The 14534-nt window shown below is 65.2% G+C and carries 15 protein-coding genes and 1 pseudogene; 4 read left to right on the forward strand and 12 right to left on the reverse strand.

Annotated elements, in window-relative coordinates; translation table 11 throughout:
• Positions 1-27 precede the first annotated feature (27 nt).
• From M9955_16895 to betI, 8 genes are all read right to left on the reverse strand, one after another.
• Positions 28-453: a type II toxin-antitoxin system VapC family toxin gene (locus M9955_16895; protein ID MCO5083320.1), complete on the reverse strand. Its 426-nt coding sequence runs from the start codon at positions 451-453 to the stop codon at positions 28-30.
• Positions 453-713: a plasmid stabilization protein gene (locus M9955_16900; protein MCO5083321.1), complete on the reverse strand. Its 261-nt coding sequence runs from the start codon at positions 711-713 to the stop codon at positions 453-455. The genes M9955_16895 and M9955_16900 overlap by 1 nt, the downstream gene beginning before the upstream one ends.
• 71 nt (positions 714-784) lie before the next feature.
• A complete protein-coding gene (gene betB, locus M9955_16905; GenBank protein MCO5083322.1) occupies positions 785-2248 on the reverse strand; it encodes a betaine-aldehyde dehydrogenase in 1464 nt (487 codons plus the stop codon).
• A gap of 154 nt (positions 2249-2402) precedes the next feature.
• The gene (betA, locus tag M9955_16910) at positions 2403-4055 is read right to left on the reverse strand and encodes a choline dehydrogenase (GenBank protein MCO5083323.1); all 1653 of its coding nucleotides are present in this window, start codon (positions 4053-4055) and stop codon (positions 2403-2405) included.
• A 248-nt stretch (positions 4056-4303) separates the two neighbouring features.
• The gene (locus M9955_16915; protein ID MCO5083324.1) at positions 4304-5293 is read right to left on the reverse strand and encodes a threonine/serine dehydratase; all 990 of its coding nucleotides are present in this window, start codon (positions 5291-5293) and stop codon (positions 4304-4306) included.
• Positions 5290-5931, reverse strand: coding sequence for a glutathione S-transferase family protein (locus M9955_16920; GenBank protein MCO5083325.1), 642 nt, complete (start codon positions 5929-5931; stop codon positions 5290-5292). Before M9955_16920 ends, M9955_16915 begins: the two co-directional genes overlap by 4 nt.
• Before the next feature lies 1 nt (position 5932).
• A complete protein-coding gene (betC, locus tag M9955_16925) occupies positions 5933-7468 on the reverse strand; it encodes a choline-sulfatase (GenBank protein ID MCO5083326.1) in 1536 nt (511 codons plus the stop codon).
• Positions 7461-8057, reverse strand: coding sequence for a transcriptional regulator BetI (gene betI, locus M9955_16930; GenBank protein ID MCO5083327.1), 597 nt, complete (start codon positions 8055-8057; stop codon positions 7461-7463). The genes betC and betI overlap by 8 nt, the downstream gene beginning before the upstream one ends.
• 173 nt (positions 8058-8230) lie before the next feature.
• Between betI and M9955_16935 the strand changes: the two genes are divergently transcribed.
• Both M9955_16935 and M9955_16940 read left to right on the forward strand, forming a co-directional pair.
• Positions 8231-9397 (forward strand): acetyl-CoA acetyltransferase, encoded by a 1167-nt coding sequence (locus tag M9955_16935; GenBank protein MCO5083328.1) that lies wholly within the window; start codon positions 8231-8233, stop codon positions 9395-9397.
• Positions 9398-9500: 103 nt separating this feature from the next.
• Positions 9501-10139 carry a hypothetical protein gene (locus M9955_16940; protein ID MCO5083329.1) on the forward strand — a complete coding sequence of 213 codons (639 nt, stop codon included), beginning with the start codon at positions 9501-9503 and terminating at the stop codon, positions 10137-10139.
• Between the two features lie 9 nt (positions 10140-10148).
• On the opposite strand, the pseudogene M9955_16945 reads toward M9955_16940, so the two are convergent.
• Positions 10149-10843: pseudogene (locus M9955_16945) on the reverse strand (DUF3750 domain-containing protein).
• 124 nt (positions 10844-10967) lie between these two features.
• Here M9955_16945 and M9955_16950 point away from each other — a divergent pair.
• The gene (locus M9955_16950) at positions 10968-11972 is read left to right on the forward strand and encodes an asparaginase (protein MCO5083330.1); all 1005 of its coding nucleotides are present in this window, start codon (positions 10968-10970) and stop codon (positions 11970-11972) included.
• 4 nt (positions 11973-11976) lie between these two features.
• Here M9955_16950 and M9955_16955 read toward each other — a convergent pair whose 3' ends face one another.
• On the reverse strand, positions 11977-13347 hold the full coding sequence (locus M9955_16955; protein ID MCO5083331.1) for a TIGR03808 family TAT-translocated repetitive protein: 1371 nt from the start codon (positions 13345-13347) through the stop codon (positions 11977-11979).
• A 106-nt stretch (positions 13348-13453) separates the two neighbouring features.
• Between M9955_16955 and M9955_16960 the strand changes: the two genes are divergently transcribed.
• Positions 13454-13921, forward strand: a complete 468-nt coding sequence (locus M9955_16960) for a GreA/GreB family elongation factor (GenBank protein ID MCO5083332.1) — start codon at positions 13454-13456, stop codon at positions 13919-13921.
• 82 nt (positions 13922-14003) lie between these two features.
• Here the strand turns inward: M9955_16960 and M9955_16965 are convergent, their stop codons facing one another.
• Together M9955_16965 and M9955_16970 are read right to left on the reverse strand one after the other, a co-directional pair.
• Positions 14004-14189: a hypothetical protein gene (locus M9955_16965; protein ID MCO5083333.1), complete on the reverse strand. Its 186-nt coding sequence runs from the start codon at positions 14187-14189 to the stop codon at positions 14004-14006.
• 29 nt (positions 14190-14218) lie between these two features.
• Positions 14219-14530 (reverse strand): HigA family addiction module antitoxin, encoded by a 312-nt coding sequence (locus tag M9955_16970; GenBank protein MCO5083334.1) that lies wholly within the window; start codon positions 14528-14530, stop codon positions 14219-14221.
• Positions 14531-14534 lie beyond the last annotated feature (4 nt).

Raw genomic sequence — 14534 nt, forward strand, 5'->3', positions numbered from 1 at the left:
CAGAAAAGGAAGCCGGGTCGTCGGCACTCAGCCGCCATCAGCCCACGGATTTATGACTGAGAGACCTGCCGCTTCAAAAGGCGAGACATCGCGCGTCGCGACCATCAGATTACGCGACGCCGCGATCGCAGCTATATAGCCATCGGCCTTGCCTATCGCGCGTCCTGCCGCCTGAGCACGGGCCATGATAGCCGCATAGTTTCGCGACGCGACTATGTCGAAAGGTAGCACACGTCCGGTGAAGGCTGAAAGGATGTCGCGTTCAAAACGCTCTTCCAGTCGGTCACGTCGCTTGCCTGCGGGGAGCGCGGCAATACCGAAGCAGATTTCGGCAACCGTGATTGCCGAAAGGTAGAGCGTTTCCACCGGTTGCGCGTCGATCCAGTCGATAACGCGTTGTGTCGCGTTTTCCCGCATCGCCTCGGAAATAACGTTGGTATCAAGGAGAACCATCAATCGAACGCGATCGGCTTGGCGGGATGCCTGTCTCGCGCAGCAGCTTTCTCGAACACATCCCACTCCGCCGCAGACAATCGCGCTTCGCGTCCGATTTCGACCAATAGCGAACCGAGCTTCAACCGTCCCGCCGGGCGGGCGGCTGCTTCGAGAATCTCGCGGATCTCAGCCTCGGTGCTATGGCCCTTCCGGGCTGCCCGCAATTTCAACGCCCGATGCGTCTCGACGGGAATGTTGCGAATAGTGATGGCCGGCATGATGATATCATCTCTTTTAGAATGAAATCATTGATATCATCGCGATTATATGCAGTCAAATCGCTTGAAATTCAATATGGGCTGGCGACGGCGCCCGTCTCCACATAGACCGACTTGACCTGCGAATAGTGGGCGAGGGCTTCCAGCGCGTTTTCGCGGCCGATGCCGGATTGCTTGTAGCCGCCGAAGGGCAGTTCGACCGGGGTCAGGTTGTAGGCGTTGATCCAGCAGGTGCCGGCCTGCAGCTCGGCGATGACACGGTGGGCGCGCGGCAGGTCGCGGGTGAAGACGCCGGCGGCGAGGCCGAATTCCGTGTCGTTGGCGCGGGCAATCACTTCTTCCTCGTCATCGAAGACGAGCACGGTCATGACCGGCCCAAAAATCTCCTCGCGGGCGATACGCATTTCGTCGGTGACGTCTGAGAACACGGTGGGCTCGACGAAAAAGCCATGCTCAAAACCCTGCAGCGACGGGATGTTGCCGCCGGTGAGCAGGGTGGCGCCTTCCTCCTTGCCGATCGAGATGTATTCCAGGACCTTGGCGTATTGCTCCTTGCTGATGAGCGGTCCCATCTGCGTGTCGGGATCGAGCGGATCGCCGATGACGATCTTCTTGGTGCGCTCGACCAGTCTTTCGAGAAAGCGGTCGTGCACGCCGCGCTGCACGAAGACGCGCGTGCCGTTGGAGCAAACCTGTCCCGACGAGTAGAAATTGCCGAGCATGGCGCCGCCTATGGCGTTTTCGAGATCGGCGTCGTCGAACACGATCAGCGGCGACTTGCCGCCGAGTTCCATGGTCGCGTGCTTCATCAGCGAGCCGGCGAGGCCCATCACCTTCCTGCCGGTCGGCACCGAACCGGTGACGGAGACTTTCGCGGTGACGGGATGCGAGACGAGCGCCGCGCCGACATCGCCGAAGCCTTGCACGACATTGAAGAGCCCGTCGGGCAGGCCGGCCTCGGAGTAGATTTCCGCCAGCGCCAGCGCGGTGAGCGGGGTGTTTTCGGACGGCTTGAACACCATGGCGTTGCCCATGGCGAGCGCCGGCGCGGATTTCCACGTGGCGATCTGGACCGGGTAGTTCCAGGCGCCGATGCCGACGCAGACGCCGAGCGCCTCGCGGCGCGTGTAGGCGAAGGGACCGCCGAGATCGACGAAATCGCCGTTGAAGGTGGCGATCGCCCCGGCGAAGAATTCCAGCGCATCAGCGCCGGAGGAGGCGTCCGCGACGGTGGTCTCCTGCCAGGGTTTCCCGGTGTCGAGCGATTCCAGTCGCGACAGTTCCTCATTGCGGGCGCGCATGATGTCGGAGGCGCGGCGCAGGATGCGCCCACGCTCGACCGGCTTCAGCCGCGCCCATGCCGGCTGCGCGGCGCGCGCCGCCTCCATGGCGAGTTCCACGATGTTCGGCGTCGCGGCGTGGAGCGAGGCGATCGTCTCGCCGGTGGCGGGATAGATGCTGTCGAGAGCCTTGCCGTGCGGGTCGTCCACATAGCGGCCGTTGACGTAGTGCGAGGCGGCGGGCTGGGCTTTCATGGGAGGCCTCCGAAGGCAGTAAGGCAGTAGGGCAGTAAGGGAGTAAGGCAATAAAGCATCGTTCGAGGAATGACGGCTAGATTGGGCGATAGCAGGATGCAGTGGGCGTCCCGGTTATCCTACATACTGCCCTACTGCCCTATTCCCCTCATTCTCACCGGTCGCTCTCCCGCCATCGCGGATTGATCCATGGCTGCTGGTTGGAGCGGGGCAGGGGCGTACGGCCCAGAATGTGGTCGGCGGCCTTCTCGCCCGTCATGATCGACGGCGCGTTAAGGTTGCCGTTGGTGATGCGCGGGAAGATCGAGGAATCCGCCACCCGCAGGCCCTCGACGCCGATGACCCGGCATTCGGGATCGACCACCGCCATCGGATCGTCGGCGCGTCCCATGCGGCAGGTGCCGCAGGGATGATAGGCGCTCTCGACGTGCTGCCGGATGAAATCGTCCAGTTCGGCATCGGACTGCACATGCGCGCCCGGCGAAATCTCCGCGCCGCGATATTCCTCGAAAGCGTTCTGGCCGAAAATCTCGCGGGTGAGGCGGATGCAGTGGCGGAAGTCCGACCAGTCGTCCGGATGCGACATATAGTTGAAGCGGATTTCCGGTTTCGTCCGGGGATCGGGCGAGCGCAGCGCGATGGCGCCGCGCGACTTCGACCGCATCGGGCCGACATGCGCCTGAAAGCCGTGCGACTTCGCCGCCGACTTGCCGTCATAGCGCATCGCAGCGGGAAGGAAGTGGTACTGGATGTCCGGATAATCGACGCCGGCTCCGGAGCGCACGAAGGCGGCGGCCTCGAAATGATTGGTCGCGCCGAGCCCGGTCTTGAAGAACAGCCAGCGCGCGCCGATCAGCGCCTTGGAGAAGGGGTTGAGCACGGAGTGCAGCGTGACCGGCTTCAACGACTCCTGCTGGATGTAAAGCTCGAGATGGTCCTGCAGGTTCTGGCCGACGCCGGGGCGGTCCGCGATCACCGCGATGCCATGCGACCTGAGATGTTCAGCCGGGCCGATGCCGGAGAGCATCAAGACCTTCGGCGAATTGATCGACGAGGCGGCGATGACGACCTCACGCCTTGCCTTGACGACCTGAATCTTTTTGCGAGCTTCGATCTCGACGCCGGTGGCGCGTTGATTCTCGATCACGATCTTCCGGGCGAAGGCGCTGACGACCCTTACATTCTTGCGCCTGAGCGCGGGGCGCAGATAGGCGTTGGCGACGGACCAGCGGCGCCCGTCATGGATCGTCTGCTCCATCGGCCCAAAGCCTTCCTGTTTGGAGCCGTTGTAATCCTGCGTCGTCTCGAAGCCGGCCTGACGGCCCGCCTCGATGAAGGCGGCATAGAGTGGATTGGTGCGTTTCCCCCGCTGCACGAAGAGCGGGCCGTCCGTGCCGCGCCATCCGCCTTCCGCATCGGCGGTGTTCTCCATGCGCTTGAGGTAGGGCAGCACGTCGGCAAAGCTCCAGCCGGCCGCGCCCGCTTCGGCCCAATGGTCGAAGTCGCGCGCATGGCCGCGAACATAGACCATGCCGTTGATGGAGGACGAGCCGCCCAGCACCTTGCCGCGCGGGGTGGCGAGGCGACGGCCGCCGAGATGCGGCTCCGGCTCGCTGGAAAACCCCCAGTCGTAGAGGCTCATATTCATGGGGATGGACAAAGCGGACGGCATCTGGATCAGAGGGCCGTAGTCCGTTCCGCCATATTCGATGACGATGACGGAATGCTTCCCGTCTTCCGACAGGCGGTAGGCCATGGCCGAACCGGCGGAACCGGAGCCGACGATGACGTAATCCGCCTCAAGCATGGCGTGTGCCTGGGTTGCGGGGCGGGAGTACGCTATTCAGGGGCGATGCTATGGGTCGCCGGCTGTCGAAAACCGTGCATGTCAGGTTACCCCCACCCCTAACCCCTCCCCACAAGGGGGAGAGGGATCTTGCTGCAGCCATGCCGGACAAAACCATTGAAGGCTGGGACCTGACGAACATGCAGCCGGGTCTTCCTCCCCCTTGTGGGGAGGGGTTAGGGGTGGGGGTAAATTGACGGACAAATCTCTCAAGCATCAGCGACATGCCTCCCGAAATCGGCGAGGGCGACGTTGCCGCCTGTGGCGATGACGACGACCGTCTTGCCGGCGACGTCGAGCCCGCCTTCGAGCAGCGCGGCGAGCGATGCCGCGCCGCTGGGCTCCAGCACCAGCTTCAACCGCTCGAAGGCGATCTTCATCGCGCGGCGCACGGCGGCGTCGGACACGGCGAGGCCCGAGACGCCGGAAGCCATGACGGCCTCGAACGGCGCTTTGCCGGGATAGCGCGACATCAGCCCGTCGCAGATCGAGCCCGGAGCCGCCGGCATGGTCTCGATCCGGCCGGCGTCGAGCGAGACGCCCATGCCGTTGAAGCCTTCCGGCTCGACAGCGATGATTTTCGTCGCCGGCGACAGATAGTGGAAGGCGAGCGCCACGCCGCCGATCAGCCCGCCGCCGCCGACCGAGCAGAAGACGTAATCGGCGCTGGCGTCGCGCGTCTTGAGCTGGTCGATCGCCTCGAGGCCGGTCCCGGCCTGGCCGGCGACGATCTCCGGGTCGTCGAACGGGTGGAGCAGCACCAGCCCTTCCGTCCCGGCGATCTCGCGCGCCCTGGCGGAGGCCACGTCCTCGCGCGGCCGCTCGCCGTGCTCGGTGAGGACGACGCGCGCGCCATAGCCGGCGGTCGCCTCGCGCTTGGCGGCCGGAGCATCCACCGGCATGACGATGGTGACCGGGATGCCGAGCGCCTCGCCGGCCGCTGCGAGCCCTTGCGCGAAATTGCCGGAGGAATAGGCGACGACGCCGCGCTTCGCCTCGTCGGGCGTCAGGCGGGTCAGCCGCCAGTAGGCGCCGCGCACCTTGAAGGAGCCCGCCCATTGCAGGGATTCCGCCTTGACGAACACGTCGGCGGCGCCGGTCAGCTTCGCAAGGGCCGGCGACCTGAGAAGCGGCGTGAGCTGGGTCGCCTGCGAGGTGACCGCGTAGGCGCGCCGGAGATGGGCGAGGTCGGGGATCATTTTGCGCGCAGGCTCTCGTAGGAGACCATGGCGTGCCTCGCGTAGGCCGGCCGCTCCGACAGGCGGTCATAATAGGCGCGAAGGTGCGGGGTCCCGGCCCGGTCGAAGTCGAGCGTGAAGTAGCGGTAGAGCAGCGTGCCGACGATGATGTCGGCGAAGCAGATGTCGTTGCCGCCGAGATAGTCGCCCTCGGCGAGGCGGGCGTCGAGCATCGACGCGAGCGGCTTCATCTTCTGCGTGGCCGCTGCAATCGCCGCCGTATCGCGCTGTGCGGGCGGCACGCCGATCAACGGCCAGAAGAGGCCGGTGAGCAGCGCGGGCCCGAACGTGGTCTTGATCCATTCCGCCCACATGTCGACGGGAGCGCGGGCGGCCGGGGAGGAGGGCCAGAACTGCTCGTCGCCATAGGTGGCGCCGAGATAGCGGACGATCGCCGCGCTTTCCCACAGGAACGGACCGTCGCCGTCCTGGATCACCGGCACGAGGCCGTTGGGGTTCATTACCTTGTATTCCGGCGTGTCATTGCCGCCGAATGCGCCGCCGACGTCCAAGCGCCGGTGTTCCAGCCCGAGTTCGGCGATCGCCCACATCGCCATCTGCACATTGCCGGACGTCGCGCGTCCCCATACCGTGATCATGTCATTCTCCTCTTGGAAAGCGCTTCTTCGCTTCGAGCGTGTCGAGATCCATATGATTGCGCATATAGCGCTCGGATGCTTGCCGGAGCGGCTGGAAATCCCAAGGAAAATAGTTGCCGTTGCGCAACGCCGGGTAGACCACCCAGCGGCGCGCCTGGCTTTCGCGCACCGCCGCGTCGAAGGCGGCCATGTCCCAGCGGGCGCCGACGCTCTCACGCAGCGCCGCCACCGCGCCGGCATGGGCCGGGTCGGCGGCGAGGTTCTTCAGCTCGTGGGGATCTGATTCCAGATCAAAGAGTTGCGGCGGGTCGATCTCGCAATGCACGAACTTGTAGCGGCCGCCGCGCACCGCCACCATCGGCGCATACGAGCCCTCGGCGGCGTATTCCATCAGGACGGGCGCGGTGCGTTCCTCGCCGTTGGCGACCGGCAGCAGCGACTGCCCGTCCGTCCACGGCGCGATGCCGGCCATGTCGATGCCGGCAAGGTCGCAAAGCGTCGGGCAGACGTCGAGGTTGGAGGTGGGCGCGTCGTGACGGCCGGCGGGTATCCCCTTGCCGGCGATCATCAGCGGCACGCGGGCCGAGCCTTCGTAAAAGCACATCTTGAACCACAGGCCGCGCTCGCCGAGCATGTCGCCATGGTCCGAGGCGAAGACGACGATCGTGTCGTCCGCCATGCGCGTGCGTTCGAGGATGGAGAACAGCTCGCCGATCTTGTCGTCCAGATAGGAGATGTTGGCGAAATAGCCTTGCCGGGCGCGGCGTACATGCTCCGGCGTGATCTCGTAGGAAGCATAGTCGCTGGCCCGGCAGAGGCGCTGCGAATGCGGGTCCTGCTCCTCGCAGGGGATGAAGCCGACCGCCGGTTCCAGCGCCGGGCAGTCCTCGTAAAAGTCCCAATATTGCCGGCGCGCGACATAGGGGTCGTGCGGATGGGTGAAGGAGACGGTGAGGCACCATGGCCGGCGCGACGGATCGTCCGAGGCGCGGGCGAAGTCGAAAAGCTTCTGGCCGGCGAGGAAGGCGACCTCGTCGTCATATTCCATCTGGTTGGTGATCTCGGCGACGCCCGCGCCGGTGACGGAGCCGAGATTGTGATACCACCAGTCGATGCGCTCGCCGGGCTTGCGGTAGTCGGGCGTCCAGCCGAAATCCGCCGGATAGATGTCGGTGGTCAGCCGCTCCTCGAAGCCGTGCAGCTGGTCCGGACCGACGAAGTGCATCTTGCCGGAGAGCACGGTGTGGTAGCCTGCGGCGCGCAGATGATGGGCGAAGGTCGGGAGCGAGGAGGCGAATTCGGCGGCGTTGTCGTAGACGCCGGTGCGGGACGGCAACTGTCCGGTCATGAAGGAGGCGCGGCCCGGCGCGCAGAGCGGCGAGGCGGTGTAGTTGTTGCGGAAGCGCGCCGAACGCGCGGCAAGCGCCTTCAGGTGCGGCGCATGCAGGAAGTCTGCCGGCCCGTCGGGAAACAGCGTGCCGTTGAGCTGATCCACCATGATGACGAGGATGTTGGGACGGGAATCGCTCTCAGTCATTGGCCGCCCGCATCTTCCTGAGTTTCGCCTCGACATAGTCCTCGACCAGCGCGGCCGCGCTTGCCGGGTTGGGCAGGCCGTCGCGCAGCGCCCGGCGGATGTAGAGGCCGTCGATCATCGCCGCGATCGCCTCGGCCATGCGCTCGGCCTCCGCGCGCGGCACGAGCGGCAGGAGCCCGCTCATGAGATTGGAATGCAGGCGCCGGGCGTAGACGCGCAGCAGGCGGCGCAGCTCCTGCGACTTCTGCGCCTCGACATAGAAGGCGAGCCACGCATGGACGATCTCCTCGCGGAACTGCCCGGCGGAGAAGTTCACGGCGATGACCGCGGCGAGCCGGGCGCGCGGGGTGGGCGCCTTGCGCAGCGTTTTGACCGCATCCGCGCCGAGATCGGCCAGCAGCTTGCGCATGGTGGCTTGCAGCAATTCGCCCTTGCCGCCGAAATAATGATGCGCCAGCGCGGAGGACACGCCGGCGCGGCCGGCGATATCGGACATGGTGACGTCCAGCGAGCCGCGCTCGCCTATGGCCGCGATTGTGGCGTCGATGAGCGCGCGCCGGCGCAGCGGCTCCATTCCGATCTTGGGCATGAAAGGCCTCGGACTCTCCCTGTTTCCTTAATTGACTGGCCAATCAAAAAAAGCGTGTCGAAAACCGGCGCGGAAAGAGCGGTTTGCGTCACGCTCTTCATTTGATTTCCGTTCAGACTTGAACAATATTGACGGAAGATCGAATTTGCGGCCCGGCCGCGAGGGAGAGTGTCATGACAGCATGCATCGTGGGCTGGGCGCATTCGCGTTTCGGCAAGCTGGAAGGCGAGACGCTGGAGAGCCTGATTACCAAGGTCGCCACCGATGCGCTGGAGCACGCAGGGATCGGTCCCGAGGATGTCGACGAGATCGTGCTCGGCCATTTCAATGCGGGCTTCTCGGCGCAGGATTTCACGGCGAGCCTCGTCCTGCAGGCAGACGACCGGCTGCGCTTCAAGCCGGCTACGCGGGTCGAAAATGCCTGCGCCACCGGTTCGGCGGCCGTTCGGCAGGGCATCCGCGCTCTCTACGCGAAGGCGGCGCGCATCGTGCTTGTGGTCGGCGCTGAGCAGATGACGACGACGCCCGGACCCGAGATCGGGCGGAACCTGCTGAAGGCCTCCTATCTGCCCGAGGACGGGGATACGCCGGCCGGATTCGCGGGAGTTTTCGGCAAGATCGCATCGGCCTATTTCCAACGCCACGGCGACCAGTCCGACGCGCTGGCGGCGATTGCCGCCAAGAACCACAGCAACGGCGTGGAAAACCCTTACGCGCAGATGCGCAAGGATCTCGGCTACGAGTTCTGCCGCACGGAGAGCGACAAGAACCCCTTCGTCGCCGGGCCGCTGAAGCGCACCGACTGCTCGCTCGTCTCCGACGGCGCGGCGGCGCTGGTGCTGGCCGATGTGGACACGGCGCTTTCCATGCGCCGCGCCGTGGCCTTCCGCGCCAACGAGCATGTGCAGGACTTTTTGCCCATGTCGAAGCGCGACATTCTGCTGTTCGAGGGCTGCGAGGAAGCCTGGGGACGCGCGCTGAAGAAGGCGGGCGTTGCGCTGGACGACCTCTCCTTCGTCGAGACGCATGACTGCTTCACCATCGCCGAGCTGATCGAATACGAGGCGATGGGGCTGGCGAAGCGCGGCGAGGGCGGCAAGATCGCAGTGGAAGGCCAGACCGAAAAGGGCGGCCGCCTGCCGGTCAATCCATCGGGAGGGCTCAAGTCGAAGGGCCATCCGATCGGCGCGACGGGCGTTTCCATGCATGCGCTGACGGCGATGCAGCTCACCGGCGAGGCCGGTGGCATACAGGTGCCGGATGCGAAGCTCGGCGGCATCTTCAACATGGGCGGCGCGGCCGTCGCGAACTACGTCTCGATCCTCGAGCGGATAAAATAGCGCCGGCCGCGCGGCTGGCGCTTTTGTGACCGGTCAAACTCTTGCCGCCTGCCTCGAATTGAATGAGGGAGGATAGGGGCGCGCACGGCAGGAGAATCGCGGCATGGCATCGAAACGGTTTCTCGCGACGGCTCTCCTCGCCGCAATGCTGCCGATGACCGCTTTCGGCCAGACCGAAACGCCTGCTGCGCCGGAAACGCCAGCGCCGCAGGCGCAGACGCCCGCGCCCGAAACGCCGTCTGCTGAAACGCCGGCACCGCAGGCGCCCGCCGCCGAGGCTCCCAAAGCACCGGCAGAGCCGATCACCTCGCAGGCTGCGATCGCGGCCGCCCAGAAATTCTGCGACACGCATCTGCCCGGCACGATCGAGGCCGAGAACGCCACGATGGAGCTTCTGACGCCGTCGCTGCGCGCCGCCATGGACGAGGCGACGAAGAAGAACGATGCATGGGAGGCGGCGCATCCGGGCGAAAAGCCGCCGCTCGGCGACGGCGTGCCGTTCCAGTCCTATCCCGACTCTCCGGAGAAATGCGTCGCCGGGCCGGCAATGGCCGACAATACCGAGGTCGATATCGAGTACCGTTTCGACGACCATCTGGCGAACTGGACGGACCGTGTGCGTCTCGAAATGGTCGACGGCAAGGTGCTGATCGACGACGTGTTCTATGGCGTGAACGGCTTCGAGGAGAGCCTGCGCAGCGCGCTCGAAAGCGTCGGACAGGACGTTGAAATCGAGGAATGACGCCTCAGGTCACGAGGGCCAGAGGTTCAGGCGGCCGAATGCGGGAATGAGCAGGCCGGGTTCCCGGAAGTCGACGCCTGCGACAAGCCCGAGGAACTGGAGTTCGACGCCGCTCAGCCCCGCGCTGAACCCCAGCAGTCCGGCGACGGAACCGTGCAAATCCTTCGTGCGCGGCAGCCATTCGAGGTTCCAGAGACCGGACGGAAAATCCCGTCCCACCGCATTGGACGGCATGCGCGCGCCGAGTTCCGGAACGGCATGCACGACATGGGCGACGAAGCTGTTCGAGTTCGGCCCGGGCCAGACGCGATAGTTTCCGGCTTTCGAGAACGGATAGGTGGCGATCGCGGTCTCGACCTGCGGGATCAGCCTCCCGGCCTCCGGCCCGCGCAGCGAATAGACCACCGCCGGCGCGTTCGAATACAGTATCCGTCGGCCGGGCGTGTGTTCTTCCGGACCGGCATGCCCCAGCCGACCTTGTCGTAGCGATCATAGGAATCCGCGCCCTCGCGCTTCAGCACGATCCATGTGTGGAGCGAGAAAGCGCCCTTGAGACCGCCGGTGCGCGCGCCGAGAATGTAGATCGCGGCGTTCCGGTCGGTGTCGGGTTGCGGCAGCAAGCCGCTCGACGACCAGTCCGCCGAGCGCCAGTTGGCCGGGCGGTCCGCCGAAATCCACCATGCGGCGGTCGCCAGCGCGGGCATGACGAAGACGATGAAGATCGCGAGGACGATGCGAAGCAGCCAGTGAACCAATCGAAATCCTTTGCCAGAAGTCATCGCGAAGATTAGGTGCACGGCAAATCAGCGCAGGCAATTTGGTGAAAGCATGGCCGATCCGGTTCTGGTCGAGGTCACACGCGGAACGAGCGTCGAGAGCGTGCATCGGGGCGCGGTGGCGGTGTGCGACGCCAGCGGCAAGATGGTGCTGCAACTCGGTAACATCGAGCGCCCGGTCTTCCCGCGCTCGGCCGTGAAGGCTATCCAGGCGCTGCCGCTGGTGGAAAGCGGCGCCGCCGACGCGCTGGGTTTCGGCAATGAGGAGTTGGCGCTGGCCTGCGCGTCCCATTCGGGCGAGCCGGCGCATGTGGAGACCGCGCGGGCCATGCTCATCAAGGTGGGGTTGAACGTCGGTGCGCTGGAATGCGGCGCGCACTGGCCGACGAACCAGAACGCCATGGTCGAGCTGGCGCGTGCGGGCGGCAAGCCCTCGGCGCTGCACAACAATTGTTCCGGCAAGCATGCCGGCTTCATCTGCCTGTGTTGCCATTCCGGCGTGGAGCCGGCCGGCTATGTGAAGCCGCAGCACTGGCTGCAGGAGACGGTGCGCGGCGCGATGGAGGATGTGACCGGTGCGCGCCACGGTGCGGAAAACCGCGGCACCGACGGCTGTTCGATCCCGACCTATGCCGTGCCGCTGAAAAGCCTCGCGCATGGCTTTGCCAGAATGGCGAGCGGCGAGGGGCTGGGCAGGCAGCGCGCCAGAGCGGCGAAACGCTTGATGGACGCCTGCATGGGGGCGCCGTTCCACGTCTCCGGCACCGACCGGATGGACGCCAGGCTGATGCAGGCCGCGCCGGGCCGTATCTTCGTCAAGACGGGCGCGGAAGGCGTCTACTGCGCTGCCCTGCCGGAGCTCGGTCTCGGCATCGCAGTGAAATGCGACGACGGCGCGGGCCGCGCGGCGGAAGCCGTGGTCAGCGCGGTGCTTGCAAAAATGCTCTCCGACGATGCCGAACTCGCGAAAAAGCTGCGCGCGCTTTCCCGGCCCACGCTGACCAACTGGAACGGCATCGAGGTCGGCGGCCTGCGGGTGACAGCCGCGCTCGGCTGAGTGTTCAGGCGACGCGGTTGCGTTCCACGACGAGGTTTTTGCGGCTCCCGATGCCTTCGAGCGCAAGGTCGCCGGTGACGGGATTGGCCCATTCGTGGCCGACGATTGCGCCGAGCGGCGTATCCTCGAAGACATTGTCGGAGATGACGGCGGACCCGGTGCCGCGCACGACGGAAACAGCCACGCCGGTGCGGGCGCGCCGCACGACGTTTCCCGTCGCCACCACATTGCGCATGAACGGTCCCCAGCCGATATTCATGCCGAACAGAGGCGCGCCCTCGATCACATTGCCGGTGACGGATGTATCCGCCTCCACGCTGATGCCGACGCCGAAGCCCGGCGCGTCGGCGGGATAGGGACCGCTGCCGGTAAGATTGCGCACGATGTTGGCCGAACAGACGGCCATGCGCCCGCCTTCGTTGAAGTTGACGATGGAGATGCCGTTCGCCGCGCCGTCAACAATGTTGCCGCTGATGATTGCGCCTTCGAAGGCGAATTCGGCATAGAGCGCGGTCTCGCCCGAGCGCAGGCAGGTGTTGCCGGAAATCTGGAGATTGCTGGCGCTGTTCGCCCGGATCGCCGAAAAGGCGCAGTCGGACACCATGTTGCCGGAAACGATGACGTTAGCGGCGCGGAAGACGTTGATGCCGTTGCCATGCTGCCCGGTGCCGCCGTTGCGCGCCGCGATGCGCTCCACCCGGTTGCCCGTCACCTGCGTGCCTTCATCGCCCGGTTGCCAGCGATGGACCAGTATGCCGCCATTGGCGCAATCCGACACTGTGTTGCCAGAAATGGCGAGCTGCGTGCTTTCGACGGCATAGATGCCGACATCGGCGGCGCCGGCGATCGTGGTGTTGGCGATGCGCCCGCCGCAGCGTTCGAGCGCGATGCCGCTCTTGCCCGAGCCGACGATCTCGCAATTGTCGATGACGACGCGCGCCGCGCTGCGCAGGTCGACAAGCGCCTGCGTCCGGTCGTCGAGCCACCCGTTGACCCCGTCGATCACGATGCCGGAAAGCTCCACGCGCTCCGCCCGCTCGGCGAGGAACAGGTGGCCGCCGCCGCCATAGACGATGCGGGTTGCACCCGGAACGCCCGAGAGCCGCACGCGCGGCGGCAGCTTGAGATTGGACACGACATAGGTGCCGGCCGGGAGGAACACCGGAACGTCCGTGTCCGACGACTTTTGCAGCATCTCCCCGAAGCCGCGGCTCTGGTCGTCATAGGCGACCGGACGCATGTCGAAATCCACCGCGTCGATCGAGCCGCGTAGCGGAACCGTCTGACCCGGGCCGGCATCTGCAACTGGCGGAGCGACGGCAGAACCCGCCAGCGCGCCGCCGGCCGCGGCAAGGAATGTCCTTCTGTCCAACATTGGCACACCTTCGCGTCGATCGATACCGCGATGCATGGCGTGTGCCAGATGTAACGACCCACCATCGGAGCTTGCGGCGGCCGGTTGAGTTCCATAAGTTGTCCGTATGAGCAGAGCCTTTACACGCGAAGACGACAACGAAGCGATTGTCGACATCGGCGACCTGCCAATCAGCCCGCACCGCAATCTGGTGACGGAAGAAGGCATCATGCAGATGGAAAAGCATGTGAACCGTCTGCGAAGGGAATTCGCGGAAGCCGAGAAGAAGCAGGAGCGCGAGGGGATGGCGATCGCCACGCGCAATCTGCGCTACTGGCAGACGCGTCGCGAGAGCGCCGAGCTTTCGGTGCCTGATCCCGACGAGAAAGTGGTCCGCTTCGGCATGACGGTGGGTCTCGAAGGCGGGGACGGCAGGCATGTGACCTGGAAGATCGTCGGAGAGGACGAGGCGGACCCGCATGCCGGTAAGATTTCGCATGTTTCGCCAATGGCGCAGGCGATGTTCGGCAAGGGCGTCGGCGACACGTTCACGTTGAACGACAAGGAATGGGAGATCGTGGCGGTGGGGGTTTAGGCGGGTGGCAGGGCGAGGCGCAGAGCGTTTTGCCATCGGCAGCGCCGAACTTCGACCCGACGTTCCAATGCTCGCTACGAGCCTATTTGGATAGAGCGCGATACACCGTACGATATTTCTCCATCCGCTCGCGCGCGACTTCCATCTTCCGTTGCAGTTCGGGACTGATCTCGTTTCCGGCAAGCGCCGACAGGGCCTCTCGATGCTTGTCCATGACTTGACGGGCAGCAATCATCTGCTGTGACAGCTTTTCATCGTCATCGTTCATTGCCGGGCTTCCCTTATGTGCAGTGATGCTCACGCGGCTTGCTGCGTCTGCTCGTAGTTCTCGATTGCCGCCAATTCCTTCGACTTGGCCTTGGCCTCGGTTGCCAGGTCGAATGAGCTCTGCATGTTCATCCAGAATTGCGCGGTAGTTCCGAAAAACTTGCCGAGCCGCAGCGCGGTGTCGGGAGTAACCGGAGTTAGTTCCGCCGCAAGACGCTCGATGCGGGTGCGGGGAACCCTCAGCCTTTTGGCAAGCGTGTACGCCTTCAGGCCGAGAGGGATCATGTACTCCTCGCGAAGGATTTCGCCGGGGTGAATGGCAACAAGTTCGAAGTTGCGCATGGCT

The organism is Rhizobiaceae bacterium, from assembly GCA_023953845.1.
Taxonomy (GTDB): domain Bacteria; phylum Pseudomonadota; class Alphaproteobacteria; order Rhizobiales; family Rhizobiaceae; genus Arvimicrobium.

Excerpts from the sequence above, each read along its gene's own strand:
- M9955_16895 (MCO5083320.1), bottom strand. The coding sequence starts at position 453 with ATGGTTCTCCTTGATACCAACGTTATTTCCGAGGCGATGCGGGAAAAC.
- M9955_16900 (MCO5083321.1), bottom strand. The coding sequence starts at position 713 with ATGCCGGCCATCACTATTCGCAACATTCCCGTCGAGACGCATCGGGCG.
- betB (MCO5083322.1), bottom strand. The coding sequence starts at position 2,248 with ATGAAAGCCCAGCCCGCCGCCTCGCACTACGTCAACGGCCGCTATGTG.
- betA (MCO5083323.1), bottom strand. The coding sequence starts at position 4,055 with ATGCTTGAGGCGGATTACGTCATCGTCGGCTCCGGTTCCGCCGGTTCG.
- M9955_16915 (MCO5083324.1), bottom strand. The coding sequence starts at position 5,293 with ATGATCCCCGACCTCGCCCATCTCCGGCGCGCCTACGCGGTCACCTCG.
- M9955_16920 (MCO5083325.1), bottom strand. The coding sequence starts at position 5,931 with ATGATCACGGTATGGGGACGCGCGACGTCCGGCAATGTGCAGATGGCG.
- betC (MCO5083326.1), bottom strand. The coding sequence starts at position 7,468 with ATGACTGAGAGCGATTCCCGTCCCAACATCCTCGTCATCATGGTGGAT.
- betI (MCO5083327.1), bottom strand. The coding sequence starts at position 8,057 with ATGCCCAAGATCGGAATGGAGCCGCTGCGCCGGCGCGCGCTCATCGAC.
- M9955_16935 (MCO5083328.1), top strand. The coding sequence starts at position 8,231 with ATGACAGCATGCATCGTGGGCTGGGCGCATTCGCGTTTCGGCAAGCTG.
- M9955_16940 (MCO5083329.1), top strand. The coding sequence starts at position 9,501 with ATGGCATCGAAACGGTTTCTCGCGACGGCTCTCCTCGCCGCAATGCTG.
- M9955_16950 (MCO5083330.1), top strand. The coding sequence starts at position 10,968 with ATGGCCGATCCGGTTCTGGTCGAGGTCACACGCGGAACGAGCGTCGAG.
- M9955_16955 (MCO5083331.1), bottom strand. The coding sequence starts at position 13,347 with ATGTTGGACAGAAGGACATTCCTTGCCGCGGCCGGCGGCGCGCTGGCG.
- M9955_16960 (MCO5083332.1), top strand. The coding sequence starts at position 13,454 with ATGAGCAGAGCCTTTACACGCGAAGACGACAACGAAGCGATTGTCGAC.
- M9955_16965 (MCO5083333.1), bottom strand. The coding sequence starts at position 14,189 with ATGAACGATGACGATGAAAAGCTGTCACAGCAGATGATTGCTGCCCGT.
- M9955_16970 (MCO5083334.1), bottom strand. The coding sequence starts at position 14,530 with ATGCGCAACTTCGAACTTGTTGCCATTCACCCCGGCGAAATCCTTCGC.